Origin of the sequence: Clavibacter michiganensis subsp. insidiosus (genome assembly GCF_002240565.1) — a bacterium.
Classification (GTDB): domain Bacteria; phylum Actinomycetota; class Actinomycetes; order Actinomycetales; family Microbacteriaceae; genus Clavibacter; species Clavibacter insidiosus.
This window is the reverse complement of the sequence record NZ_MZMO01000001.1, coordinates 2,073,530-2,097,273: the sequence shown is the minus strand read 5'-3', so window position 1 is coordinate 2,097,273 and position 23,744 is coordinate 2,073,530. Positions and strand designations below refer to the sequence as shown.

The 23,744-nt window shown below is 75.1% G+C and carries 16 protein-coding genes and 1 pseudogene; 11 read left to right on the top strand and 6 right to left on the bottom strand.

Going from position 1 to position 23,744, the window contains the following annotated elements; genetic code table 11:
- The first annotated feature begins 70 nt into the window (after window positions 1–70).
- A pseudogene (glgP, locus tag B5P21_RS10150) lies at window positions 71–2,613 on the top strand (alpha-glucan family phosphorylase).
- A gap of 54 nt (window positions 2,614–2,667) precedes the next feature.
- On the opposite strand, the gene B5P21_RS10145 reads toward glgP, so the two are convergent.
- On the bottom strand, window positions 2,668–3,999 hold the full coding sequence (locus tag B5P21_RS10145) for an SGNH/GDSL hydrolase family protein (protein ID WP_246865274.1): 1,332 nt from the start codon (window positions 3,997–3,999) through the stop codon (window positions 2,668–2,670).
- 146 nt (window positions 4,000–4,145) lie between these two features.
- Window positions 4,146–6,203, bottom strand: a complete 2,058-nt coding sequence (locus tag B5P21_RS10140; RefSeq protein WP_045527585.1) for a glycogen debranching protein — start codon at window positions 6,201–6,203, stop codon at window positions 4,146–4,148.
- A gap of 18 nt (window positions 6,204–6,221) precedes the next feature.
- On the opposite strand from B5P21_RS10140, the gene B5P21_RS10135 reads away from it, so the two are divergent.
- From B5P21_RS10135 to B5P21_RS10120, 4 genes are all read left to right on the top strand, one after another.
- Window positions 6,222–7,427, top strand: coding sequence for a cysteine desulfurase family protein (locus B5P21_RS10135; RefSeq protein ID WP_045527587.1), 1,206 nt, complete (start codon window positions 6,222–6,224; stop codon window positions 7,425–7,427).
- Window positions 7,424–8,587 carry a tRNA 2-thiouridine(34) synthase MnmA gene (mnmA, locus tag B5P21_RS10130; protein ID WP_172457218.1) on the top strand — a complete coding sequence of 388 codons (1,164 nt, stop codon included), beginning with the start codon at window positions 7,424–7,426 and terminating at the stop codon, window positions 8,585–8,587. Before B5P21_RS10135 ends, mnmA begins: the two co-directional genes overlap by 4 nt.
- Before the next feature lie 7 nt (window positions 8,588–8,594).
- On the top strand, window positions 8,595–11,087 hold the full coding sequence (gene ligA / locus B5P21_RS10125; RefSeq protein WP_052663185.1) for an NAD-dependent DNA ligase LigA: 2,493 nt from the start codon (window positions 8,595–8,597) through the stop codon (window positions 11,085–11,087).
- Window positions 11,088–11,200: 113 nt separating this feature from the next.
- Entirely contained in the window at window positions 11,201–12,571 is a 1,371-nt protein-coding gene (locus B5P21_RS10120; protein WP_045527590.1) for an alpha/beta hydrolase, read from the top strand.
- 12 nt (window positions 12,572–12,583) lie between these two features.
- On the opposite strand, the gene B5P21_RS10115 is transcribed toward B5P21_RS10120, so the two are convergent.
- Window positions 12,584–13,030 (bottom strand): META domain-containing protein, encoded by a 447-nt coding sequence (locus B5P21_RS10115; protein WP_236688829.1) that lies wholly within the window; start codon window positions 13,028–13,030, stop codon window positions 12,584–12,586.
- Between the two features lie 56 nt (window positions 13,031–13,086).
- On the opposite strand from B5P21_RS10115, the gene gatC reads away from it, so the two are divergent.
- The 4 genes from gatC to B5P21_RS10095 are packed head-to-tail and all read left to right on the top strand — an operon-like array spanning window position 13,087 to window position 18,146.
- Window positions 13,087–13,455 (top strand): Asp-tRNA(Asn)/Glu-tRNA(Gln) amidotransferase subunit GatC, encoded by a 369-nt coding sequence (gatC, locus tag B5P21_RS10110; RefSeq protein WP_045527594.1) that lies wholly within the window; start codon window positions 13,087–13,089, stop codon window positions 13,453–13,455.
- Between the two features lie 7 nt (window positions 13,456–13,462).
- Complete coding sequence (gatA, locus tag B5P21_RS10105) at window positions 13,463–15,010, top strand: Asp-tRNA(Asn)/Glu-tRNA(Gln) amidotransferase subunit GatA (RefSeq protein ID WP_045527595.1); 1,548 nt, start codon at window positions 13,463–13,465, stop codon at window positions 15,008–15,010.
- Window positions 15,010–16,512 (top strand): Asp-tRNA(Asn)/Glu-tRNA(Gln) amidotransferase subunit GatB, encoded by a 1,503-nt coding sequence (gene gatB / locus B5P21_RS10100; protein WP_045527596.1) that lies wholly within the window; start codon window positions 15,010–15,012, stop codon window positions 16,510–16,512. The genes gatA and gatB overlap by 1 nt, the downstream gene beginning before the upstream one ends.
- Entirely contained in the window at window positions 16,509–18,146 is a 1,638-nt protein-coding gene (locus B5P21_RS10095; RefSeq protein ID WP_045527600.1) for an ABC-F family ATP-binding cassette domain-containing protein, read from the top strand. Before gatB ends, B5P21_RS10095 begins: the two co-directional genes overlap by 4 nt.
- A gap of 18 nt (window positions 18,147–18,164) precedes the next feature.
- Here the strand turns inward: B5P21_RS10095 and B5P21_RS10090 are convergent, their stop codons facing one another.
- The gene (locus B5P21_RS10090) at window positions 18,165–19,811 is read right to left on the bottom strand and encodes a hypothetical protein (RefSeq protein WP_246865322.1); all 1,647 of its coding nucleotides are present in this window, start codon (window positions 19,809–19,811) and stop codon (window positions 18,165–18,167) included.
- 126 nt (window positions 19,812–19,937) lie between these two features.
- Here B5P21_RS10090 and B5P21_RS10085 point away from each other — a divergent pair, with 126 nt between their 5' ends.
- Both B5P21_RS10085 and B5P21_RS10080 read left to right on the top strand, forming a co-directional pair.
- Complete coding sequence (locus tag B5P21_RS10085) at window positions 19,938–20,654, top strand: DedA family protein (protein ID WP_094171100.1); 717 nt, start codon at window positions 19,938–19,940, stop codon at window positions 20,652–20,654.
- A gap of 135 nt (window positions 20,655–20,789) precedes the next feature.
- A complete protein-coding gene (locus tag B5P21_RS10080; RefSeq protein WP_045527604.1) occupies window positions 20,790–21,461 on the top strand; it encodes a hypothetical protein in 672 nt (223 codons plus the stop codon).
- A 33-nt stretch (window positions 21,462–21,494) separates the two neighbouring features.
- On the opposite strand, the gene B5P21_RS10075 is transcribed toward B5P21_RS10080, so the two are convergent.
- Complete coding sequence (locus tag B5P21_RS10075) at window positions 21,495–23,183, bottom strand: long-chain-fatty-acid--CoA ligase (RefSeq protein ID WP_045527605.1); 1,689 nt, start codon at window positions 23,181–23,183, stop codon at window positions 21,495–21,497.
- 78 nt (window positions 23,184–23,261) lie between these two features.
- Window positions 23,262–23,708, bottom strand: coding sequence for an SRPBCC family protein (locus B5P21_RS10070; RefSeq protein WP_045527607.1), 447 nt, complete (start codon window positions 23,706–23,708; stop codon window positions 23,262–23,264).
- Between the last annotated feature and the right edge of the window lie 36 nt (window positions 23,709–23,744).

The window sequence follows — 23,744 nt, the reverse complement described above, 5'->3', positions numbered from 1 at the left end:
ACCCCGCGCCCGTAGGCTCGGGAGCCATCCGCGCGGGTCACCCCGCCGCCGTCCGGTCCGAGGGAGTCCCGTGAAGGCCATCCGCAGATTCACCGTCCGTGCCGTCCTCCCGGAGGAGCTGTCCGCGCTGGACGAGCTCGCCGGCAACCTCCGATGGTCGTGGTACGAGCCCACCCGCCGCGTGTTCGCGCACGTGAGCCCGGAGCTGTGGGAGGGGACGGGCCACGATCCGGTCGCGCTGCTCGGCGCGGTCGACCAGGAGCGGCTGCGCGAGCTCGCGGCCGACGAGGGCTTCGTGGCATGGGCGGAGGAGCAGCGCGCGGACCTCCGGGCGTACGTGCGCGAGCCGCGCTGGTACCAGCAGCTCGCGGGCGACGTGCCCGAGGCGGTCGGCTACTTCTCGCCCGAGTTCGGCATCGCCGCCGCGCTCCCGCAGTACTCCGGCGGCCTCGGGATCCTCGCGGGCGACCACCTCAAGAGCGCCTCCGACCTCGGCGTGCCCCTCGTGGGCGTCGGCCTCTTCTACCGCTCCGGCTACTTCCGCCAGGGGATCTCCTCCGACGGCTGGCAGCAGGAGACCTACCCCGTCTTCGACCCGGACGGCCTGCCGCTCCAGGTGCTGCGCGACGCCGAGGGCGCGCCCGTCCACGTGTCCCTCGAGCTGCCCGCCGACCGCACGCTGCACGCGCGCATCTGGGTGGCGCGGGTGGGACGGATCCCGCTGCTCCTCCTCGACACCGACGTGCCCGAGAACGACGACGAGCTCCGGCGGGTCACTGACCGGCTCTACGGCGGCGGCGGCGAGCACCGGCTGCACCAGGAGCTGCTGCTGGGCATCGGCGGGGTGCGCGCCATCGCGGCGCACGCGCGCGTCACCGGCGCGCCCGTGCCGCGCGTCTTCCACACCAACGAGGGCCATGCGGGCTTCCTCGGCGTCGAGCGCATCTCGACGCTCATGGCCGACGGCCTCGACTTCGAGGAGGCGCTGCAGGTGGTGCGCGCGGGCACGGTCTTCACGACGCACACGCCCGTGCCCGCGGGGATCGACCGGTTCGACGTCGACCTCGTGCGACAGCACGTGACGGAGCGCCTGCTGCCGGGCGTGCCGACCGAGCGCGTGCTCGGGCTCGGCGCCGAGCTGCACGACGGCGGATCGCCCGACGTCTTCAACATGGCGCTCATGGGCCTCCGCCTGGCGCAGCGCGCGAACGGCGTCTCCCAGCTGCACGGCGAGGTCAGCCGCGGCATGTTCGCGGGGCTCTGGCCGGGCTTCGACACCGAGGAGGTGCCGATCACGAGCGTGACGAACGGCGTGCACGCGCCGACGTGGACGGATCCGATGCTCATGTCGCTCGCACGCGAGCGCCTCGGCACGTGGGACACCACGGCGGCCGACTGGTCGTCCTCGGCCGTGACCGACGGCGACCTGTGGGACGTGCGCGGCCGGATGCGCCGCCAGCTCGTGGAGGACGCGCGACGCCGCGTCGTGCGCGCCTGGCGCGAGCAGAACCCGGGCGCGGTCGAGCCGGCGTGGCTCGAGGACGTGCTCGACCCCGAGGTCCTCACGATCGGGTTCGCCCGGCGCGTGCCGACCTACAAGCGGCTGACGCTCATGCTCCACGACCGGGAGCGCCTCCGCCGGATCCTCACCGACCCGGAGCGGCCCGTGCAGATCGTGGTCGCGGGCAAGTCGCACCCGGCGGACGACGAGGGCAAGCGCCTCATCCAGGAGCTCGTGCGGTTCGCGGCCGAGCCCGGGATCCGGGGGCGGCTCGTGTTCCTGCCGGACTACGACATCGGCATGGCGCAGCTGCTCTACCCGGGCACCGACGTCTGGCTCAACAACCCGCTGCGCCCGCTCGAGGCGTGCGGTACGTCCGGCATGAAGGCGGCGCTCAACGGCGCGCTCAACCTGTCGATCCTCGACGGCTGGTGGAACGAGTACTTCGACGGCGGCAACGGCTGGGCGATCCCGTCGGCCGACCGCGCGCACGACGGCGCCGAGCGCGACGCGATGGAGGCCACGGCGCTGTACGACCTCATCGAGAACCGCATCGCGCCGCGCTTCTACGACCGCGACGGCGACGGCGTGCCCACGGGCTGGGTGCACGACATCCGGCACACGCTCCGGACGCTCTCGCCCGCGCTCAGCGCCGACCGGATGGTGCGGCAGTACGTCGAGCGGCTGTACGTGCCCGCCGGCCGGGCGCAGGCGGTCGTCGCGGCCGACGGATCCGCCCGGGCCCGCGAGCTGGCGGCCTGGCGCGGCCGCGTCGCCGCCGCGTGGCCGTCCGTGCAGGTCGCGCACGTCGAGTCCGAGGGCGTCGAGCACCAGGCCCAGGTCGGCGACGAGCTGCGGTGGCGCTCGGGGGCCTCGGCGCCGACGACGTGACGGTCGAGGTCGTGCACGGGCGCACCGGCGAGGGCGACGTGCTGACCGACGTGGTGCGGCAGGCGCTCGCGCCCGTCGGCGGATCCGGCGGGCAGCAGGAGTACGCGGGAGCGGTGTGGCTCGCGAGCGCGGGGCCGTTCGGCTACACCGTGCGCGTCGTGCCGCGGCACGAGCTGCTGGCGTCGAGCGCGGAGCCGGGGCTGGTCGCGGTCGCGGGCTGACGCGGCGGGGCGGCGCTCCGCGGGGCGCCGTCCCGCGCGCGGCCGCCCCGCGGGTCAGGCCGGCGTGGCGGAGAGCTTCGCGGCGAGCACCTCGGCGAAGCGGGCGTAGCCCCGGTCGTTCGGGTGGTTGTCCGGGCCCATCCAGCCGTACGGGTCGGAGGCGCCCTCGCCCACCATGCGCGGGATGTACGCGCCGATCTCGAAGACGTCGGCCCGGGGATCCGCCGAGGCCGCGTCGCGCAGCGCGCCGATGTAGTCGGCCCACGTCGTCCCGCGGATCGGCAGCGTGGTCCGTTCGTAGGGCGGTGTGAAGAGGATGGGCGCCTCGCTCGTGGTGCGGATCAGCTCGATGAGCACGGCCGCGTCCGAGCGCACCTCCTCGGGCGTGCGCACGACGACGTCGTTGATGAGGTGCTCGGGCATCCAGAGGTCGAGCTCGAAGCGCGGGGCCGAGCGGATCCACGTGCTCACGCCGTCCGGCCGCGCCTTCTCCGAGAGCTGCCAGAGCTGCGAGCCGGAGTTGCCGCCCTCGATGACGTGGACGCCGCGCTCCTCGTCGCCGTCGAAGAGCCAGGCGCCCTCGAGCTCGGGCTTCCCGCCGGCCCACGCCACGGTGATCGCGTGCTCGGCGGAGTCCATCTGCGGGCTCGTCCAGGTGAGGGACCCGCCGACGTCGGCGCGCACCGTCTCGGGCGCGCCGTCGTCGACCTGCACGGTGATCGCCGCGTCGAGGCCGGGCGCCCACCAGCAGACGCGCGCCGAGGTCATGCGCGCGGTGTAGGTGCCGGGACCGCCGGCTTCGGTGAGGGCGACGACGCGCCGCCCCCAGCCGTGGCGGCCGCCCGCGGTGGGCGCGCCGGCGAACGCGAAGCCCTGGTCGGCGGGAACGGTGATCTGGTGCCGGGACGCGATGTAGTCGACGCCGCCGCGCCCGCCCGACGGGTACGCGCCGCGCAGCCGGTCGCGCAGCTGGGCGGGGTAGGCGTGCTGGAGGGTGGTGGCGCCCTGGCCCTCCGTGATGCTGTCGCCGAGCACGCCGATGGTGAGGCGCCGCTCCTGCACCTGGTCGCGCAGCGCGTAGAAGCCGGCGAGCGCGTCGTCGGGGGCGTAGCTCATGGGCTCGATCGGGGGGCCGCCGGACGCGGTGACGGCGGGCGCGGGCGGATCCCCGGCGTCCGCGGTCGGGGTGGCGATGGCGCCCGTGGGCGGTACCGGGCGGGGCGTCGTGGTGCAGCCCGCGACGGCGGCGACGGCCGACAGCGCGGCCAGGCCGCCGCCCGCGACGAGCGCGCGGCGGGTGAGGGTGCGGCGCCGGTCGGTCGGACGGTCGACGGAGGGCAGGTCGGGGGAGCGGTCGCCGGGCGGGGCGGGGGACTCGTCGGTCACGTGCGGCGTCCTCTTCGGTGCTGGGCGCGGCGGTGCGCGGGGGATCGTGCGGGCGACTCCAGGAGAGCACACGAGCGCCGCGCGACGCGAACCCCGCGCGGCCCCCGTCCGGGTCGGTCGCGCGCCTCGCCGCACGGGTGGCCGGGTCAGCGGGCCAGGTAGATCCGCAGCGCCGGCCCGTCGACCTCGACCCGGTCGCCGGGCGCGTCGTCCGTCGCCACGACCTCGGGCCGCTCCCACTCGCTCGACCAGAGCAGGCGCCAGCACGCCACGCCGTCGTGCTCCGGCAGCGTCACCGTCGCGCGGGACTCCTGTCCGTGGACCACGACGAGCACGCGGCTCGGCTCCTCGGTCTCGGGGGTCGAGGTGGTGATCCACTGCAGCGTGCGCGTGCCCGTCGACTCCCAGGCCGCCTCCGTCATGGGCGCGCCGTCGGCGTCGCGCCAGGCGAGGACCGACGCGCTCGGCACGTGCGCGTCGGGCTCCGCGTAGCGCACGGGCCGGAGCGCCGGGTTCTCCCGCCGGATGCGGAGGAGGTGGCGCGTGGTCGCCTCCAGGTCCATCCGCCACGCGTCCTCGTCCCAGCGCATCCACGTGGCCGCGTTGTCGAGGCAGTAGCCGTTGTTGTTGCCGCGCTGCGTGCGGCCGCGCTCGTCGCCCATCGTGATCATGGGGATGCCCGCGGAGACGAGCAGCGTCCCGAGCAGGTTGCGCGACGTGCGCCTACGGGCCGCGAGGATCGTCGCGTCGCGCGTCGGCCCCTCCACGCCGTGGTTCCAGGAGCGGTTCGCGTCCGTGCCGTCGCGGTTCGACTCGCCGTTGCCGCTGTTGTGCTTGCGGTCGTAGCTCGTGAGGTCGGCGAGCGTGAAGCCGTCGTGCGCGGTGACGAAGGAGACGGAGGCGAGCGGGCCGCGGTCGGCGGCGAAGGTGCCGGAGGATCCCGCGAGGCAGGAGGCGAGCGCCCCCACGCCGTTCGGGGCGCGGCCGGTGCGCCGGGACTCGGCGACGTCGGTGAGCCAGAAGTCGCGCACGACGTCGCGGTAGCCGTCGTTCCATTCGCTCCAGCCGGATCCGAACCCACCCGTGCGCCAGCCGCCCATGCCCACGTCCCACGGCTCGGCGATCATGAGCAGCCCCTGGAGCGCCTCGTCCTCGACGATGGCGCGCAGCAGCGGGTGCGCCGGGTCGAAGTCCACGCGCTCGTCGCGCCCGAGGGTCACGGCGAGGTCGAAGCGGAAGCCGTCGACGCCCATCACGTCGGACCAGTGCTCGAGCGAGTCGAGCACGAGGCGCTGCGCGTCGGGCCTCGAGAGGTCGACCGTGTTGCCGCAGCCCGTCACGTCGATGGGCGTCCCGTCCGGCGCGTGCCGGTAGTACCGCGAGCCGTCGATGCCGCGGAGGCTCGTGACGGGCCCGTCGGCGCCCTCCTCGGCCGTGTGGTTGTAGACGACGTCGAGCACGACCTGGATCCCCGCGGCGTGCAGCGCGTCGACCATGCCCCGGAACTCGGCCGCGACCTCGTCGGCGCCGGCGTCCCGGGCCCGGCGCGTGGCGTAGGGCGCGTGCGGCGCGAGGTAGGCGAGCGTGTTGTAGCCCCAGTGGTTGATGCGCCCCTGCGCGCGCAGCCGCTCCTCGCTCGTGGACGCGTGCACCGGCAGCAGCTCGACCGTCGTGATCCCGAGGTCGACCAGGCGCTCCACCGTGGTCGGGTGCCCGAGGCCCGCGTACGTGCCGCGCAGCTCCTCGGGCAGCCGCTCGTCGGTCTTCGTGAAGCCGCGCACGTGCAGCTCGTAGACGACCTGGCGGTCGCGCGGCACGACGGGGCGGGCGGCGCGGCGGGCGGCGCGCTCCTCGGCGGGCACCTCGCGCGTGGCGACCGAGCGCCACGCGGCGGGGCCCACCTGCACGAGGCCGCGGGCGTAGGGGTCGAGCAGGTGGCGCGTCGGGTCGAAGGAGTCGCCGGGGGCGGGGTCGCCGTCGACGCGCACCGAGTAGGCGGTGCCGGGGACGAGCCGGGCGCTGGATCCGGTCCACACGCCGCCGTCGCCCCGCTCCATCGCGACGACCTCCACCACGCGGCGGGGATCGTCGACGTCCGAGACGGTGAGCTCCACGGCGGACGCGCCGTGGCTCACGACGCGCAGCGTGCCGCCCTGGTCGTGGAGCGTCAGCCCCAGGGGCACGGGCGGTCCGGGGCGCGGCATGCGACCTAGGGTAGGGGCATGACGGTCTACCTGGACCACGCGGCCACGACCCCCATGCGGCCGGAGGCGATCGCGGCGCTCGCCGGGGCGTTGACCCTGGTGGGGAACCCGTCCTCCATCCACTCGCACGGCCAGGAGGCCCGGCGCGTGCTGGAGGAGGCGCGCGAGGCCATCGCCCGGGCGCTCGACGCGGATCCGGTCGAGGTCGTGCTCACCTCCGGCGGCACCGAGTCGGTGAACCTCGGCATCAAGGGGCTGCACGGCGCGCGCGGCGCGGCGGATCCCCGGCGCACGCGCATCCTCGTGCCCGACGGCGAGCACCACGCCACGGTCGACACGGTCGAGTGGCTGGAGCACCGCGGCGCCCGCGTGGAGCGGCTCCCCCTCGACGCGCTCGGGCGCATCCGGGTCGACGCGGTCGCCGCCGCGCTCGCGGCGGACCCCGGATCGGTCTCCCTCCTCACGTTCCTCGCCGCGAGCAACGAGGTCGGCACGATCCAGCCCGTCGAGGAGCTCGCGGCCCTCGCCCGGGCGCACGGCGTGCCCGTGCACGTCGACGCGGTCGCGGCGCTCGGGCACATGCCGGTGCCGTTCCGGCGCTGGCGCGAGGCGGGCGTCGCGGCCGTGAGCGTCTCGGCGCACAAGGTCGGCGGGCCCGTCGGCAGCGGCGCGCTCGTGCTCGCGCGGCAGGCGACGGTGGATCCGCAGATCCACGGCGGCGGCCAGCAGCGGCAGGTGCGCTCGGGCACGCAGGACGCCGCCTCCGCGGTCGCGTTCGCCACGGCCGTGACCCTCGCCGTCGCCGAGCTGGAGTCCGAGGCGGTGCGCGTGGCACGCCTGCGCGACCGCCTCGTCGAGTCCGCGCTGCGCGACGTCCCCGGCGCGGTCCTCCGCGGCGACCCCGATCCCGCGGGCCGCCTCCCCGGCAACGCGCACCTCACCTTCGCCGGCTGCCAGGGCGACTCGCTCCTGCTCCTGCTCGACATGGCGGGCGTCTCGGTGAGCACGGGATCCGCGTGCCAGGCCGGCGTGCCCGAGGTGTCGCACGTGCTCCTCGGCATGGGCATCCCGGAGGACGAGGCCCGCGGCGCGCTCCGCTTCACGCTCGGCCGCACCACCACCGACGCCGACGTCGACGCGCTCCTCCAGGCGCTGCCCGACGCCGTCGCGCGCGCCTCCCGGGCGGGCCTCGCGGGCCGCGCGGCGCGTAGGCTCACGGGGTGAAGATCCTCGCAGCGATGAGTGGCGGAGTCGACTCCGCCGTGGCCGCCGCCCGCGCCGTGGAGGCCGGGCACGACGTGACGGGCGTGCACCTCGCGCTGAGCCGCATGCCGGGGACGCTCCGCACCGGATCCCGCGGCTGCTGCACCATCGAGGACTCGATGGACGCGCGCCGCACGGCCGACCTGCTCGGCATCCCGTTCTACGTGTGGGACTTCTCCGAGCGCTTCGCGGCCGACGTCGTCGACGACTTCGTCGCCGAGTACCAGGCCGGCCGCACCCCGAACCCCTGCATGCGCTGCAACGAGCGGATCAAGTTCGCGGCCCTCCTCGAGAAGGCGCTCGACCTGGGCTTCGACGCCGTCTGCACGGGCCACTACGCCGACGTGATCCCGGGGCCCGACGGCCAGCCCGAGCTGCACCGCGCGGCCGCGTGGGCCAAGGACCAGTCGTACGTGCTGGGCGTGCTCACGGCCGAGCAGATCGCGCACTCGTACTTCCCGCTCGGATCCACGCCCTCCAAGGCCGAGGTGCGCGCCGAGGCCCAGGCGCGCGGGATCCAGGTCGCGCAGAAGCCCGACAGCCACGACATCTGCTTCATCCCCGACGGCGACACCCGCGGTTGGCTCGCCGACCGCGTGGGCGCGGAGCCGGGCGACATCCTCGACGGCGAGGGCAACGCGATCGGCACGCACGAGGGCGCGGCGGCCTTCACGGTCGGGCAGCGCAAGGGCCTCGCGATCGGCACGCCGGCGCCCGACGGGCGGCCGCGGTTCGTGCTGGAGATCCGGCCGAAGGACAACACCGTCGTGGTCGGCCCGCAGGAGGCGCTGGCGATCCGCGAGATCGCCGGATCCTCCTACACCTGGGCCGGCACCCCTCCGACGCGGCCGGACCAGCCCTTCGACTGCGACGTGCAGATCCGCGCCCACGCCGACCCCGTGCCCGCGCGCGCGGCGGTGTCGGAGGTCGATGGGAGCATGCAGCTCGTGATCACCCCGCGTGACCCCCTCATCGGCGTCGCCCCCGGACAGACCGCCGTCGTCTACGCCGGCACGCGCGTGCTCGGCCAGGTCACCATCGACCGCGCCGTGAGCGCCGTGCCGGATGCCCGGCCGCCCATGCGCGACGCCGCCCTCGTCGGCGCGGCCGCGGGGGAGTGACGCGCGCATGAGCGACACCGCCACCGCCTCGCCCGCCGCGGATGACGCGGTCCCCGCCACCACCCCCGCCGACCTCGAGGCCGCGTCCGCCCGGGTGGACGCGCTCCGCGCCGAGATCGAGCGCCACCGCGACGAGTACTACGGGGCGGACGCGAGCACGCTCAGCGACGCCGAGTACGACGCGCTCGTGCGCGAGCTCGAGGCGCTCGAGGAGGCGTACCCCACGCTCCGCAGCCAGGACAGCCCCACGCAGACCGTCGGCGGCCGCGCGGAGACGACGCTCTTCGCGCCCGTCACGCACGCCGAGCGCATGCTCAGCCTCGACAACGTCTTCAGCGAGGAGGAGCTGGCCGAGTGGGCCGCCAAGGTCGAGCGCGACGCGGGCAGCGGCCGCGTCCGCTACCTGAGCGAGCTCAAGATCGACGGGCTCGCCATCAACCTCCGCTACGAGCACGGCGTCCTCGTCACGGCGGCCACCCGCGGAGACGGGGTCGTCGGCGAGGACGTGACGCAGAACGTCCTCACGATGGGCACCGTCCCCGAGCGGCTCGCCGGATCCGGGCACCCGCCGCTCGTCGAGGTGCGCGGCGAGATCTTCTTCCCCGTCGCCGAGTTCGACGAGCTCAACGCCCGGCAGCTGGAGGTGGGGGAGCGCGTGTTCGCGAACCCGCGCAACGCCGCCGCCGGATCCCTGCGCCAGAAGGAGGAGGGCAAGAGCCCCGCGCGCCTCGAGCTCATGCACGCGCGCATCCGCCGCCTCCGCATGCTCGTGCACGGCATCGGCGCGTGGCCCGTCCGGGAGCTCGAGCGCGACGCCCACGTGTCCGCGCAGTCCGAGGTCTACGGGCTGCTGGAGAAGTGGGGTCTGCCCATCTCCACGCACTTCCGCGTGTTCGACGACATCGCCGACGTCACGGCGTTCGTGCGACGCCACGGCGCCCACCGCGCCGAGGTCGAGCACCAGATCGACGGCGTCGTCATCAAGGTCGACGACCTGGGGCTCCACGAGGAGCTCGGCGCCACGAGCCGCGCTCCGCGCTGGGCCACGGCCTACAAGTACCCGCCCGAGGAGGTCAACACGACGCTCCTCGACATCGTCGTGAGCGTCGGCCGCACCGGCCGCGCCACGCCGTTCGCGGTCATGGAGAAGGTCGAGGTCGCCGGATCCGAGGTGCGCCAGGCCACGCTGCACAACCAGCAGGTCGTGAAGGCCAAGGGCGTGCTCATCGGCGACACGGTCGTGCTGCGCAAGGCCGGCGACGTCATCCCCGAGGTGCTCGGCCCGGTCGTCGAGCTGCGCGACGGCACCGAGCGCGAGTTCGTCATGCCCACGCTCTGCCCCGAGTGCCAGACGCCGCTGAGGCCCGCCAAGGAGGGCGACATCGACCTCCGCTGCCCGAACGCTCGCAGCTGCCCGGCGCAGGTGCGCGGTCGCGTCGAGCACGTCGCCTCGCGCGGTGCGCTCGACATCGAGGGCCTCGGCGAGGTCGCCGCCGCCGCGCTCACCCAGCCGCTCGAGCCGGAGGATCCGCCGCTCGAGACCGAGGCGGGCCTGTTCGAGCTGACGATGGCCGACCTCGTGCCCATCACCGTGGTCGTGCGCGACGCCGAGACGGGCATGGTGAAGGTCGACGAGAAGACGGGCGAGGCCAAGCGCGTCACGCCGTTCCGGCGCAAGCGCGCCCCGAAGCGCGACGGCGCCTTCGATCCCGCGGCGCCGTGGGGCGACGAGGACAGCGTCCCGTCGAAGTCCGCTGAGGTGCTGCTCGAGAACCTGGAGAAGGCGAAGACCCAGGACCTGTGGCGCATCCTCGTGGCGCTGAGCATCCGGCACGTCGGCCCGGTCGCGGCGCGCGCGCTGGCCGGCTGGTTCGGCTCGCTCGACGCGATCCGCTCCGCCAGCCGCGAGGAGCTGGCCGCGGTCGACGGCGTGGGCGGCATCATCGCCGACGCGCTCCTCGACTGGTTCGAGGTCGACTGGCACCGCGAGATCGTCGAGCGCTGGGAGAGGGCGGGCGTCGTCACGGCGGTGCCGGGCCACCCCGGTCCGGGTGCCGCGGCCGCCGCGGGCGGCGTGCTCGCCGGCCTCACGGTCGTGGCCACGGGATCGCTCGAGGGCTACACCCGCGAGGGCGCGCTCGAGGCCATCATGGCGGCGGGCGGCAAGGCCGGATCCAGCGTCAGCAAGAAGACGCACTACGTCGCGGCTGGCCCCGGCGCGGGCTCGAAGCTCGGCAAGGCGGAGGCGCTCGGCGTGCGGATCATCGACGCGGCCGAGTTCCGCCTGCTCGTGGAGGAGGGGCCCGACGCCATCGCGCTGCCGGACGCGGATCCCGCGCCGAATGCCGCTGCCGCGGAGCCCGCGCCGGACGGCGAGATCGCGGAGGCCACCACTCCGGCGCCGAAGCGCCCCCGGAAGCGGAAGACCCCGGCCGAGGCGGATCCCGCGACCGCGACCGACGCCGCGGCCGAGCCGGGAGATCCCGCGATCACCCCCTGATCGGGCCTCCCGCCCGACACCCCGCGCCGATACCATGGAGCCACGCGTCGGCGCGGGGCGCGCCGACCTCGGGCGCCGGCCCTCCCCACGCCGCTTTCTGGGGGATCTGAACCGTGACGACTCGCGTGCGCGCGCTGCTCACCGCCTCGGCCATCGCATGCGCGCTGGTCGGGGCGCTCGTGGCACCCGCGGCCCCTGCCGTCGCGGCGACGCGTCCGCCCGCGGTCCTCGCCGGGCCGGACGCGGCGGATCCGACCACGGGCGCGCACCTGCCGAGCCCCGCGCGCGTGGTCCAGCAGCTCCGTGACGAGGACGTCTCCGACCGGGCGCTCCGCGACACGGCCCCCGTCGCGCTCCTGGGCGCGCTGCCCGCGCTCGACGTGCCGGAGCTCCGCCGGCTCGCGCGCGCCATCCCCGCGACGATCCGGGATCTCATCCGCCGTCCGCCCTCCGTGTCCGGCGTCGCCGCCTGGTGGTCGGGCCTCGCGCAGGCGGAGCGCCTCGAGCTGGCGGAGGGGATCCCCGAGCTCGTGGGCAACCTGGAGGGGATCCCCGTGATCGAGCGCGACGCCGCCAACCGCCGCCTCCTCGACCAGCGCGAGCGCGAGCTGCACGCCCGGGCCGCCACGACGCCCGGGCGCGGTGCGCAGCAGGAGCTCGGGCGGGACATGGACATGCTCGTCGAGGTGCGTCGCGCGCTGGAGCCCGCGGCGGGCGGGCCCGCGCGGTCGCTGCTCACGCTCGACACGACGTGGCCGGGACGCGCCGGCGTCGTGCTGGGCGACCTCGACACGGCGGCGTACGTCTCGATCGTCGTGCCCGGCATGTTCTACTCCGTGACCGACCGCCTGGTCGACTGGACGGACGTCGCCGCGCGCCTCCAGCAGCAGCAGACGACGCTGCTCGGTGCGGGCGCGGGCGCGGGCGGCGTCGCGACCATCGCCTGGATCGGCTACCGCACGCCCGACCTCCTGGGGATCGGCTCCCTCGACCTCGCGCACGAGGGCGCGCAGTACCTCGAGGGCGCGATCCAGGGGATACAGGGCCTGCGCCGCGACGACCCGCCGTACCTCACCGTCATCGCGCACTCCTACGGGTCGACGGCGGCGCTGCTCGCGCTCTCGAGCGGCCGGGCGTCCGTCGACGCCCTGGCAATGGTCGGGTCCCCGGGCGGCGCCGTCCGCGACGCGGGCGAGCTGGACGTGCCCGCCGGGCGCGTGTTCGTGGGCGAGGCGCCGGGGGATCCGGTGATCGGGTCGTCGTACTTCGGCTCGGACCCGGGCAGCGCGTCGTTCGGCGCCGAGCACTTCGGGGTCGGCGGCACGGGTGCGGCCTCGGGCGTCTCGGCCGACGGATCCCTCGCGGGCGTCGTCGGGCACAACAGCTACTTCGACCGCGGCACGGAGTCCTTCCGCAACCTCGCGCTCATCGGCATCGACCGCCGGGCCGTGCGCGACATCCTCGCGGACGCCAGCGCCCAGTAACGGGCACCGCGGTCAGCCGCGGCTGCGCTCGGCGTACTCCAGCCGCACCTCGTCGGGGCCGGTGGCGACGAGGTGGCCGTCGTCCACCTCGAGCGACGACACCGAGGCGAGGTCCTGGAAGTAGCGCGCCTCGAGGCCCCCGTCCTCGCACGGGAGCGCGCCCGGGGCGAGCCCGCCGAGCATGCCGTCGCCGCGCGCGCCGATGCGCCCCGAGTAGTCGTTGCACGGGCCGCGTCCGCTGACCTCGCCGCCGCCGACGCGCATGGTGATGAGCGTGTCGCCGACGCCGAGGTCGCCCGCGGAGTCGGATCCGGACACCAGGTGCCAGTTCCCGCGCACGTCGCTGACGGGCGCGCACCCGGCGAGCGGCACGAGGGCCAGCGCGGCGACGGCGGCGACGGCGGCGGAGCGAGGGCCTCCGGATCGGCGGCGGGCGGGGATCCGGGCGGCGGTGGGCATGGTGGTCACGCTAATAGAATCTCCCGGTACCCCCGCACACAGTCCTTTGGAGACGCATGCCCGACACCCGGCCCGAGACCGCCGACGCGACCAGCGGGGACGAGACCCCCCAGGCGCCGACCCCCACGGAGCAGATCAGCCGGGAGCAGGTGGAGCACCTCGCCGGCCTCGCGCGCATCCGCCTGAGCGCCGAGGAGATCGACCAGCTCACGACCGAGCTCGGCCTCATCGTCGAGTCCGTCGCGAAGGTCACCGCGGTCGCGGGGCCGGACGTGCCGGCCACGAGCCACCCGATCCCGCTCGTGAACGTGTACCGGCCCGACGTGCCGGGGGAGACGCTGACCACCGCCCAGGCGCTCGCGGGCGCACCCGAGCACGACGGATCCCGCTTCAAGGTGTCGGCGATCCTCGGCGAAGAGCAGTAGGAGCACCATGACCGACGACCTCACGCGCCTCAGCGCCGCCGACCTCGCCGACCGCCTCGCCTCCCGCGAGGTCTCCAGCGTCGACGCCGTGCGCGCGCACCTCGACCGCATCGACCACGTCGACGGCGACGTCCACGCGTTCCTCCACGTCTCCGGTGAGCGCGCGCTCGGGCGCGCCGCGGAGATCGACGCGCAGCGCGCCGACGGCGCCCCGCTCGGGCCGCTCGCGGGCGTGCCCATCGCGATCAAGGACGTGCTCTGCACCATCGACATGCCGTCCACCGCGGGCTCGCGCATGCTCGAGGGCTGGACCCCGCCGTACGACGCCACCGTCGTCCAGCGCCTCCGCGCCGCCGGCCTCGTGCCGCTCGGCAAGACCAACATGGACGAGTTCGCGATGGGCTCCTCCACCGAGCACTCCGCCTTCGGCGCCACGCACAACCCGTGGGACCTCGACCGCATCCCCGGCGGCTCGGGCGGCGGATCCGCGGCCGCGGTCGCCGCGTTCGAGGCGCCCGTCGCGCTCGGCTCCGACACCGGCGGATCCATCCGCCAGCCCGCCGCCGTCACCGGATCCGTCGGCGTCAAGCCGACCTACGGCGGCGTCAGCCGCTACGGCGCGATCGCGCTCGCCTCCAGCCTCGACCAGGTCGGCCCCGTGTCCCGCACGGTGCTCGACTCGGCGCTCGTGCACGACGTCATCGGCGGGCACGACCCGCGCGACTCCACGTCGCTCCCCGACGCGTGGCCGTCGTTCGCGGACGCCGCGCGGGCCGGGCAGCGCGAGGGATCCGTGAAGGGGCTCCGCATCGGCGTCGTGAAGCAGCTCGACGGCGAGGGCTTCCAGGCCGGCGTCACGCAGCGCTTCCGCGAGGCGCTCGACCTCCTCGAGCAGGCGGGCGCCGAGATCGTCGAGGTCTCCGCCCCGAACTTCGAGCACGCCATCGCCGCGTACTACCTGATCCTCCCCGCGGAGGCGTCGAGCAACCTCGCCAAGTTCGACTCGGTGCGCTTCGGCCTCCGCGTGAACCCGCCCGGCGGCGGCACCGTCGAGGACGTCATGGCGGCGACCCGCGAGGCCGGCTTCGGCCCCGAGGTCAAGCGCCGCATCATCCTCGGCACGTACGCGCTGAGCGCCGGCTACTACGACGCGTACTACGGCAGCGCGCAGCGGGTGCGCACGCTGATCCAGCGCGACTTCGACGCCGCGTTCCAGCAGGTCGACGTGCTGGTCACCCCGTCGGCGCCCACCACGGCGTTCAAGCTCGGCGAGAAGCTCGACGACCCACTGGCGATGTACCTCAACGACCTCACCACGATCCCCGCGAACCTCGCGGGCGTCCCCGGCATCGGCCTCCCCATCGGGCTCGCGCCCGAGGACGGCCTGCCCGTCGGGATCCAGTTCATGGCGCCCGCCCGCGAGGACGCGCGCCTCTACACGGTCGGCGCCGCGCTCGAGGGGATCCTCGAGCGGCAGTGGGGCGGACCCCTGCTCGCCCAGGCACCCGAGCTCGCGCGCGCCGCGCGCCGCACCACGGACGGAGACACGCACTGATGGCCAAGGCCGAGCTGATGGACTACGACAAGGCCATCGAGATGTTCGAGCCCGTGCTCGGGTTCGAGGTGCACGTGGAGCTGAACACGCGCACGAAGATGTTCTCCGACGCCCCGAACTTCTTCGGCGGCGAGCCCAACACCAACATCACGCCGGTCGACCTGGGTCTCCCGGGCTCGCTGCCCGTGGTGAACGAGCAGGCGGTGCGCTACTCGATCAGCCTGGGCCTCGCGCTCGGCTGCGAGATCGCGCCCAGCTCGCGCTTCGCCCGGAAGAACTACTTCTACCCGGACCTCGCGAAGAACTACCAGATCAGCCAGTTCGACGAGCCCATAGCGTTCCGCGGCTCCGTCGAGGTCGAGATGCCCGACGGCCGCATCGTCACGGTGCCGATCGAGCGCGCGCACATGGAGGAGGACGCCGGGAAGCTCACGCACGTGGGCGGTGCGACGGGCCGCATCCAGGGCGCCGACCACTCGCTGGTCGACTACAACCGCGCCGGAGTGCCGCTCGTGGAGATCGTCACCGACATCATCTACGGCGCGGAGGCCGAGGCCCCCGAGCTCGCGAAGGCGTACGTGTCGACCATCCGCGACATCGTCGTGGCGCTCGGCATCTCCGACGCGAAGATGGAGCGCGGCAACCTGCGCTGCGACGCGAACATCTCGCTGAGCCCGCGCGGATCCGGGAAGCTCGGCACCCGCACGGAGACGAAGAACGTCAACTCGCTCCGCAGCGTCGAGCGCGCGATCCGCTACGAGATCCAGCGCCAGGCGGCGATCCTCGCGTCCGGCGGCACGATCACGCAGGAGACACGGCACTGGCACGAGGACACCGGCCGCACCTCGGCTGGCCGCCCGAAGAGCGACGCCGACGACTACCGCTACTTCCCGGAGCCCGACCTGCTGCCCGTGCAGCCGAGCGCCGAGCTGATCGAGGAGCTGCGGGCGGCCCTGCCCGAGGCGCCCGCGATCCGCCGCCGTCGCCTCAAGGCCGAGTGGGGCTTCACCGACCTCGAGTTCCAGGACGTCGTGAACTCCGGGCTCCTCACCGAGCTGGTGGACACGGTCGAGGCCGGGGCCGCCCCGCAGACGGCGCGCAAGTGGTGGACGGGCGAGATCGCCCGCATCGCGAACGCGCGCGGTGTGGACGCGGCGACGCTCATCAGCCCCGCGCAGGTCGCGTCCGTCATCGAGCTGGTCGAGGCCGGCACGCTGACGAACCGCCTCGCGCGCGACGTGATCGAGGGCGTCATCGACGGCGAAGGCACGGCGCAGGAGGTCGTGGACGCCCGCGGGCTCGCGGTCGTGTCCGACGACGGCCCGCTCATCGAGGCGATCGACGCGGCGCTGCAGGCGCAGCCCGACGTGCTCGCGAAGATCCGCGACGGCAAGGTGCAGGCCGCCGGCGCCGTCATCGGCGCCGTGATGAAGGCCATGCGCGGCCAGGCGGACGCGGCCCGCGTCCGCGAGCTCGTGCTCGAGCGCGCGCAGGCCTCGTGACCGCGACCCTCGTCGCCCGCGGCCTCGCCGGAGGCCACGGGCACCGCACGCTGTTCTCCGGGCTCGACCTCACGGTCGCGCCCGGGGACGTCGTCGGCCTCGTCGGCGCGAACGGCGCAGGCAAGAGCACGCTGCTGCGGCTCCTCGCGGGCGTCGACGCGCCGCAGGACGGCCGCGTGCTGCTCTCGCCCGCCGACGCGTTCATCGGCTGGCTGCCGCAGGAGCACGAGAGGATCCCGGGCGAGACGGTCGCCGGCTACGTCGCCCGCCGCACGGGCTGCGCCGAGGCCTCGGCCGAGCTGGATCGCACGGCCGTCGCGCTCGGCGAGGGACTGCCCGGCGCGGACGACGCGTACGGGACGACGCTCGACCGCTGGATGGCGAGCGGCGCGGCCGACCTCGACGAGCGCCTGCCCGTGACGCTCGCGGAGCTCGGGCTCGACCTCGATCCGGAGCTCCCCACCGCGGGCCTCTCCGGCGGCCAGGCCGCCCGAGTGGCCCTCGCGGCGCTCCTCCTCAGCCGCTTCGACGTCGTGCTCCTCGACGAGCCCACCAACGACCTCGACCTCGACGGCCTCGCGCGCCTCGAGTCCTTCGTCCGCGGCCTCCGCGGCGGCGTCGTGCTCGTGTCGCACGACCGCGAGTTCCTCGCCCGCTGCGTCACGACCGTGGTCGAGCTCGACCTCGCGCAGGACAGCGTGCGCGTCTACGAGGGCGGCTACGACGCGTTCCTCGAGGAGCGGCAGGTCGCCCGTCGTCACGCGCGCGAGGCGTACGAGCAGTTCGCCGACACCAAGGCGGACCTCGTCTCCCGCGCCCGCACGCAGCGCGAGTGGTCGTCGCAGGGCGTCCGCAACGCCATGCGGAAGTCGCCCGACAACGACAAGATCCGCCGCAAGGCCGCGGTCGAGTCCAGCGAGAAGCAGGGCCAGAAGGTCCGCCAGATGGAGAGCCGCATCGCGCGCCTGGAGGAGGTCGAGGAGCCGCGGAAGGAGTGGGAGCTCGCCTTCACCATCGGGCAGGCGCCCCGCTCGAGCGCGGTGGTCGCGACGCTGCGGGAGGCGACCGTGACGCGCGGCGGCTTCACCCTCGGTCCCGTGTCGCTCCAGGTCGACGGCGGCGACCGCATCGGGATCACGGGGCCGAACGGCGCCGGCAAGTCGACGCTGCTCGGGTTGATCCTCGGCCGCATCGCGCCCGACGCCGGCGACGCCTCGCCCGGGCGCAGCGTGCAGGTCGGCGAGATCGACCAGGCCCGTCAGTCGCTGCGCGGCGAGCTGCCCCTCGCCGAGTCCTTCGCCGAGCAGGTGCCGGATCTCTCGCCCGCCGAGGTCCGCACGCTGCTGGCGAAGTTCGGCCTGCGCGCCGACCACGTCACGCGTCCGGTCGACGGCCTCTCGCCGGGCGAGCGCACGCGCGCGGGCCTCGCGCTCCTCCAGGCGCGCGGGGTCAACCTGCTGGTGCTCGACGAGCCGACCAACCACCTCGACCTGCCCGCCATCGAGCAGCTCGAGCAGGCGCTCGACTCCTACGACGGCACGCTCCTGCTCGTCACGCACGACCGCCGCATGCTCGACGCCGTGCGCCTCGACCGGCACTGGCACGTGGACGCGGGCGTCGTCACCGAGTCCTGACGCCCACGCGGGTCGCGGCTACTGGTAGGTGACGAGGTCCGGCACGGGGGAGACCTCGCGCATGGTCTGCTCCGGCGTGAGCATCGGCGTGTCCTCGTCGATGAAGTTCTTCCAGCCCCAGGCCATCCCGGCCGGCGCGTCCGCGTGCAGGGCCCGCCAGGTCGCCTGCTTGTCGGGCTGCCCGCCCTGCCCGTCGGCATGGACGAGCATCGCGAGCTCGGGGTGGTCCATGTCGAGCGACGCGCGGTCCTGGATCATGCTGAGCCGGAACTGGTGCAGCACGAGCATCTTCTGCGGGAGACCCTTCTCGCGCACGACGCCGGCGAGCCAGTCGGTCGTGGCGTCGACCTCGGCCGCGGAGACGCTGCCGATCTGCTTGAGCGGCACCTGGTCGGGGCCCATCCGCCACTCGGGATCGAGCGCGAGGCCGACCCCCGGCTGCGCGAGCACCGACGCGTAGCGCTTCGCCTGCGTGAGGAAGTCGGTGCGGCCGGGCTGGAGGTCGATGACGACGTAGACGCCGGCGTCCCGGGCGGCGTCGATCCAGGGCTGCAGCGTCTCGACGGGGACCTCGGAGGAGTAGTCGCCGTCGGGGCCCGCGGATCCGGCGGCGACCGTGGCGATCAGCTCGAACATGGGGATCACGGGCTCGTCGGAGTACGGCTGGTACTCGGCGGCCTGCGCCTTCGCGCGCGCGACGGCGTCCGCGGGTCCCTGCTCGCCCAGCACGCCGAGCGCGCCGGTGCCGGCCGCGCCGTAGAGCGCGACGTAGCGCTTGCCCGGGAGGACGAGCTGGCCGCCTCCCGGGAGCTGGTCGCCCGTGGACGCGGTGCGGATGCGGCCCTCGAGCGAGGCGTCGTCCGCGTAGGCGGCCCCGACGGCGATGGTGCTCGTCGCGCCCGCCTCGTGCAGCGCGGCGACCGCGTCGGCCGAGGCCCGCGGATCCGGCGACGTCTCGGGCACGACCGTCACGCCGACGCCGGCGGCCCGCGCCGTCGCGACCGCGGCGAGCGAGGACGCGGCGTCGGTGGCGAGCGCGTGCGCCCCGGCGAGGGCGGCCGCGGGCGCGGTGGCGGGGAGGGCGTCGTCCCCGGATCCGGCGGTCGGGGGCGTGGGCGCGGCGTCGCCGTCGGGCGCGGGGAGCGCGGCCACGCGCGACACGGCGGCGGACGGTTCCTGGTCGGGCGCGTCCGCGATCTCGGCCCCGGTCACCCGGGCCACGTCGGCGGCGCGATCGGCCCGCACGATCGAGGTCGAGCCGGGCAGCGCGGAGGTGGCGTCGTCCCCGAGGTCGCCGACGGCGAGCACCCCCGAGGATCCCAGGCGCTGGATCTCGGACTCCGCCCCCGAGCCCTGGACGAGGAGCGGGGCGCCGAGCGCGACCGCGGCCTCGGCCGCGAGCTCCTGGGCGGCGAGGTCGCCCGCGGGCGCCAGCACGGCGACGGGCGCCTGGCGGAAGAGGCTGGCGCTCATGGCGACGGACGCGTCCGAGTCGTCGGCCTGGCCCACGACGGTGAGCGGCGCATCGGGCGCGGCGGTCACCGGACGGAGCACCTCGGGCGCCCGGTCCTCGGCGGTGCAGGCGCCGAGGCCCGCGACGAGGCCGACGGCGGCGAGGAGGGAGACGGAGGTGCGGAGGGACCGGGGGAGGCGGAGGGGGGACATCACCCGACCACGCTACGCGACCCCCGGCGGGGGCGGGCGGACGCATCGCCGCCGCGCGGAGCACGGCGGCATCCGCCGGCCGTCACCCCCGTGGGCGCCCCAGGTGTCGCCCGGTACCGTGGTCCGGTGACCGCTCTCCTGCCGCCGACCCTCCTGCCGACGACGACCGCCGGGATCCGTCCCGCCGCGACGGGCGAGGATCCGCTCCAGGGCCTCGACGGGCTCGTGGGCGCCGCGGCGCGCGTGATCGAGGCGCTGGGCGAGGCGGGCGTCGGCGCGATGACGTTCATCGAGACGGTCTTCCCGCCCATCCCGAGCGAGGTGGTGCTGCCGCTCGCGGGCTTCGTCGCGGCCACGGGCCGCATGAACCTGGTGCTCGTCATCGTCGCCAGCACGCTCGGCGCCTACCTCGGCGCCCTCCTCCTCTACTGGCTGGGCCGGAAGGCGGGGGAGGAGCGGACGATCCGCGTGCTCGCGAAGCTGCCGCTCGTGGAGCGCCACGACTTCGAGGTGGCCGCCGCGTGGTTCCACCGCCACGGCCGCTCGGCGGTGTTCTTCGGCCGCCTCGTGCCGGGCGTCCGCAGCCTGATCTCCCTGCCCGCGGGCGCGGCCGGCATGCACCTCGGCACGTTCAGCTTCTACACGATCGCCGGCAGCGGCCTCTGGAACGGCGCCCTGATCGGCCTGGGCGCGGCCCTCGGCAGCCAGTACGAGCTGATCGACCGGTACGCGCAGTACCTCGACTACGCCGTGTACGGCGTGCTCGGGCTCCTGCTCCTCCTGCTCGTCGTCCGCGCCGTGCGCCGCCGGGTCCAGCAGCGCGGATCCGCGGGCGACCGCTGACACCGGCGCGCGCCCCGCTGGCGGAGGCGATGCGCACCCTGCTCCCACGGGGCTCCCGGACCCGCGGCGTACGGTGGCCGGAGGCCGACGAGGTCGGCGACCCGCGCCGATCCGGCCCCGGTGAGAGGCACCACCATGGGATTCCTGGACAGGCTCCTGGGCCGCGACGAGCAGCCCGCCGGACGACGTGACCGTCGATCGGGCGACGCTCCGGTCGAGCGCAGCGCCGACGAGATCGCCGTCGAGCGCTACCGCTACCTCCTCCGCACCGCGCCGCCGGAGAGGATCGAGGAGGTCCACATCGAGGCGTTCCGCAAGCTCACCCCGGAGCAGCGCGAGATCCTCTTCCGCCAGCTGAGCTCGGACGCCGCCGAGGGAGACGCGCCCGTGGACGACCGCCCCGAGTCGCTCGCCCGCTCCGCCACGCGCTCCGAGATGCGCGCGCCCGGCACGCTGGAGCGCACGCTCGGCCCGCGCGGCGGCCTCGCGGGCGGCGGAGGCGCCGGGATGGGCATGGGCGGCGTGATCGCCGGATCCATGCTCGGCACCATCGCGGGCGTCGTGGTCGGCTCGGCCATCGCGCAGGCGCTCATCCCCGACGCGGTCGGCCAGGACCAGGCGGGCGCGGACGGTGCCGACGGGGGCGCAGACGCGGGCGGAGCGGACGCGGGTGACGTGGGCGCGGCCGACGTGGGCGGCGCCGACGCGGGAGCCGGCGACTTCGGCAGCGGCGACTTCGGGGCCGGCGACTTCGGCGGCCGCGCCGACATGGGCGGCGGCGACTTCGGCGGCGGCGACTTCTTCTAGGGCCCCGCCGCCTCCGGGCGGACGCCCGGGCCCCTACTCCGCCTCGACGATCCCCTCGCGCACCTTCCGGCGCAGCACCTTGCCGAGCAGCGACGTCGGCAGCTCGTCGAGCACCACGATCCGTCGCGGCACCTTGTAGGCGGCCAGCTCGCCGCGCAGCGTCGTCCGCGCGGCCTGCTCGTCGAGCGTCGCGCCCTCCTCGAGCACCACGGCCGCCACGACCTCCTCGTCGCCGCCGACGCGCGGGATCCCGACCACGGCGACGTCCCGCACGCCCGGGAGCTCGCGGACCGCGTCCTCGACCTCGCTCGGCGAGACGTTGAACCCGCCCGAGATGATGAGCTCCTTGATCCGGTCGGCGATGCGCACGAAGCCGTCCTCGTCGATCGTCACCACGTCGCCCGTGCGGAACCAGCCGCCCTCGAGCAGCACGGCGGCGGTCTCGTCCGGGCGGCCGTGGTAGCCGCGGAACACCTGGGGTCCGCGCACGAGCAGCTCGCCGGGCTCGCCTGCGGGCCGGTCGACGGTCGGGTCCTGGGGGTCCACGACGCGCACCTCCGTGTTGGGCAGCGGCAGGCCGACCGTGCCCGCGCGGCGCGTGTCGCCGACGGGGTTCGCCATCAGCACGGGCGAGCACTCCGACAGGCCGTAGCCCTCGACGAGCCAGCCGCCGGTTCGCTCCTCCCACGGCACGACGACCGACTCGGGGAGCGCCATCGCGCCGGAGATGGAGATCGAGATGCCTTCGAGCGAGACGCCCTGCGCCTCGGCGGCCTCGCGCAGCCGCGTGTAGATGGGCGGCACGGCGGGGAGGAAGGTCGGCGGGTGGCGGCGGATCGCCTGCAGCACGAGGTCGGGCTCGAAGCGCGGGAACAGCACGAGGCGCGAGCCCATGCTCATCGCGAAGGTGAGGCAGAGGGTCAGTCCGTAGGCGTGGAACATCGGCAGCACGGCGTAGACGACGCTCGTGCCGCGCGAGACCGTGGGCACCCACGCGCGGGACTGGGCGGCGTTCGCGCTGAGGTTCAGGTGCGTGAGCTCGGCGCCCTTGGGCGCGCCCGTCGTGCCGCTCGTGTACTGGATGACCGCGAGGTCCGTCGCCACGGGCCGCGGGTGCTCGGCGGGCAGGGGCGCGGCGGCCGAGATCCGCTCCCAGGTGGTCGTGCCCGTGACCTTCGCGGCGATCGCGGCGCGCGCCGCGCGGGCCTTCGGGACGGGCAGGCGGAGGAGCAGCCGGGTGCGGCGGGGCATCGCGCGCGTCAAGTCGACCGACACGATGCGCTCGGGCCGCACGCCGTCGGGCAGCGCCTGGATCGTGGCGACCGACCTGTCCCACGCGATCACGGTGCGGGCGCCGTGGTCCTCGAACTGGTGCTGCAGCTCGCGCGGCGTGTACAGCGGGTTGTGCTCGACGACCACCGCGCCGAGGCGCAGCACCGCGTAGAACGCGACGACGTGCTGCGGGCAGTTCGGCAGCACGATCGCGACGGGGTCCCCCGCGCGCACGCCGGCGTCGTGCAGACCCTGCGCGGCGCGCGCGATCCGCTCGCCGAGCTCCCGGTAGCTGGTCTCCGCCCCGAGGAAGTCGAGCGCCGTGCCCCCGGGGAACCGGAGCACGGACTGGTCGACGATGTCGACGAGCGATCCCTGCGGCAGGTCGATCTCGTGCGGGACGTCGGGCGCGTAGCTGGCCAGCCAGGGCCGCTCGGTGGGGGTGGTCACCCCTCCCACCCTAGGCCGCGGGCGCGTCGTCTCCGGTGACGCGGAGGCGACGGCCTGGGGAGGCGGGTGGCGCGGGGATCAGCGGCGGCCCGCGTGCCGTCCCTCGGCCAGGTACGCGAGCCGGCGAAGCGTCTCCACGTTGCGCGCGTGCAGGAGCAGGTCCATCACCGGCGCCGGCACGAGCCGCCCCGGTCCGCGCACGGCCACCTCGGTCATGCGCACCTCGCAGCCGTCGGGGAGCGTCCGCACCTCGAGGGTCACGCGCGCCTCGCCGAGCGGCCAGCCCTTCGGCTGCATGACCATCCGGCGCGGGGCGTCCCACTCGAGGATCGTGGTGGCGTCGTCGATGAGGACGGGCCAGGAGCCGAAGGAGTGGTGCAGCTGCGCGCCGACCGCGGGCCACGCGTCGTCGACGGCCCGCATCCGGGACGCGCCCACGACCCAGGAGGGGAACAGCCAGCCGTCGGCCACCACCTCGGCGACGTCGGACGGGGAGCAGGTCATGCGGCGGCGGGTGACGGACATGCCTCCAGTCTGCGGCGCCCGTCCAGGCGCGCGTAA

What these genes read in the sequence shown, in the direction of transcription:
- B5P21_RS10140 (WP_045527585.1), bottom strand. Translation starts at nt 6,203, where the DNA reads ATGCCGCGCCCCGGACCGCCCGTGCCCCTGGGGCTGACGCTCCACGAC.
- B5P21_RS10135 (WP_045527587.1), top strand. Translation starts at nt 6,222, where the DNA reads ATGACGGTCTACCTGGACCACGCGGCCACGACCCCCATGCGGCCGGAG.
- ligA (WP_052663185.1), top strand. Translation starts at nt 8,595, where the DNA reads ATGAGCGACACCGCCACCGCCTCGCCCGCCGCGGATGACGCGGTCCCC.
- B5P21_RS10115 (WP_236688829.1), bottom strand. Translation starts at nt 13,030, where the DNA reads ATGCCCACCGCCGCCCGGATCCCCGCCCGCCGCCGATCCGGAGGCCCT.
- gatC (WP_045527594.1), top strand. Translation starts at nt 13,087, where the DNA reads ATGCCCGACACCCGGCCCGAGACCGCCGACGCGACCAGCGGGGACGAG.
- gatA (WP_045527595.1), top strand. Translation starts at nt 13,463, where the DNA reads ATGACCGACGACCTCACGCGCCTCAGCGCCGCCGACCTCGCCGACCGC.
- gatB (WP_045527596.1), top strand. Translation starts at nt 15,010, where the DNA reads ATGGCCAAGGCCGAGCTGATGGACTACGACAAGGCCATCGAGATGTTC.
- B5P21_RS10090 (WP_246865322.1), bottom strand. Translation starts at nt 19,811, where the DNA reads ATGTCCCCCCTCCGCCTCCCCCGGTCCCTCCGCACCTCCGTCTCCCTC.
- B5P21_RS10080 (WP_045527604.1), top strand. Translation starts at nt 20,790, where the DNA reads ATGGGATTCCTGGACAGGCTCCTGGGCCGCGACGAGCAGCCCGCCGGA.
- B5P21_RS10070 (WP_045527607.1), bottom strand. Translation starts at nt 23,708, where the DNA reads ATGTCCGTCACCCGCCGCCGCATGACCTGCTCCCCGTCCGACGTCGCC.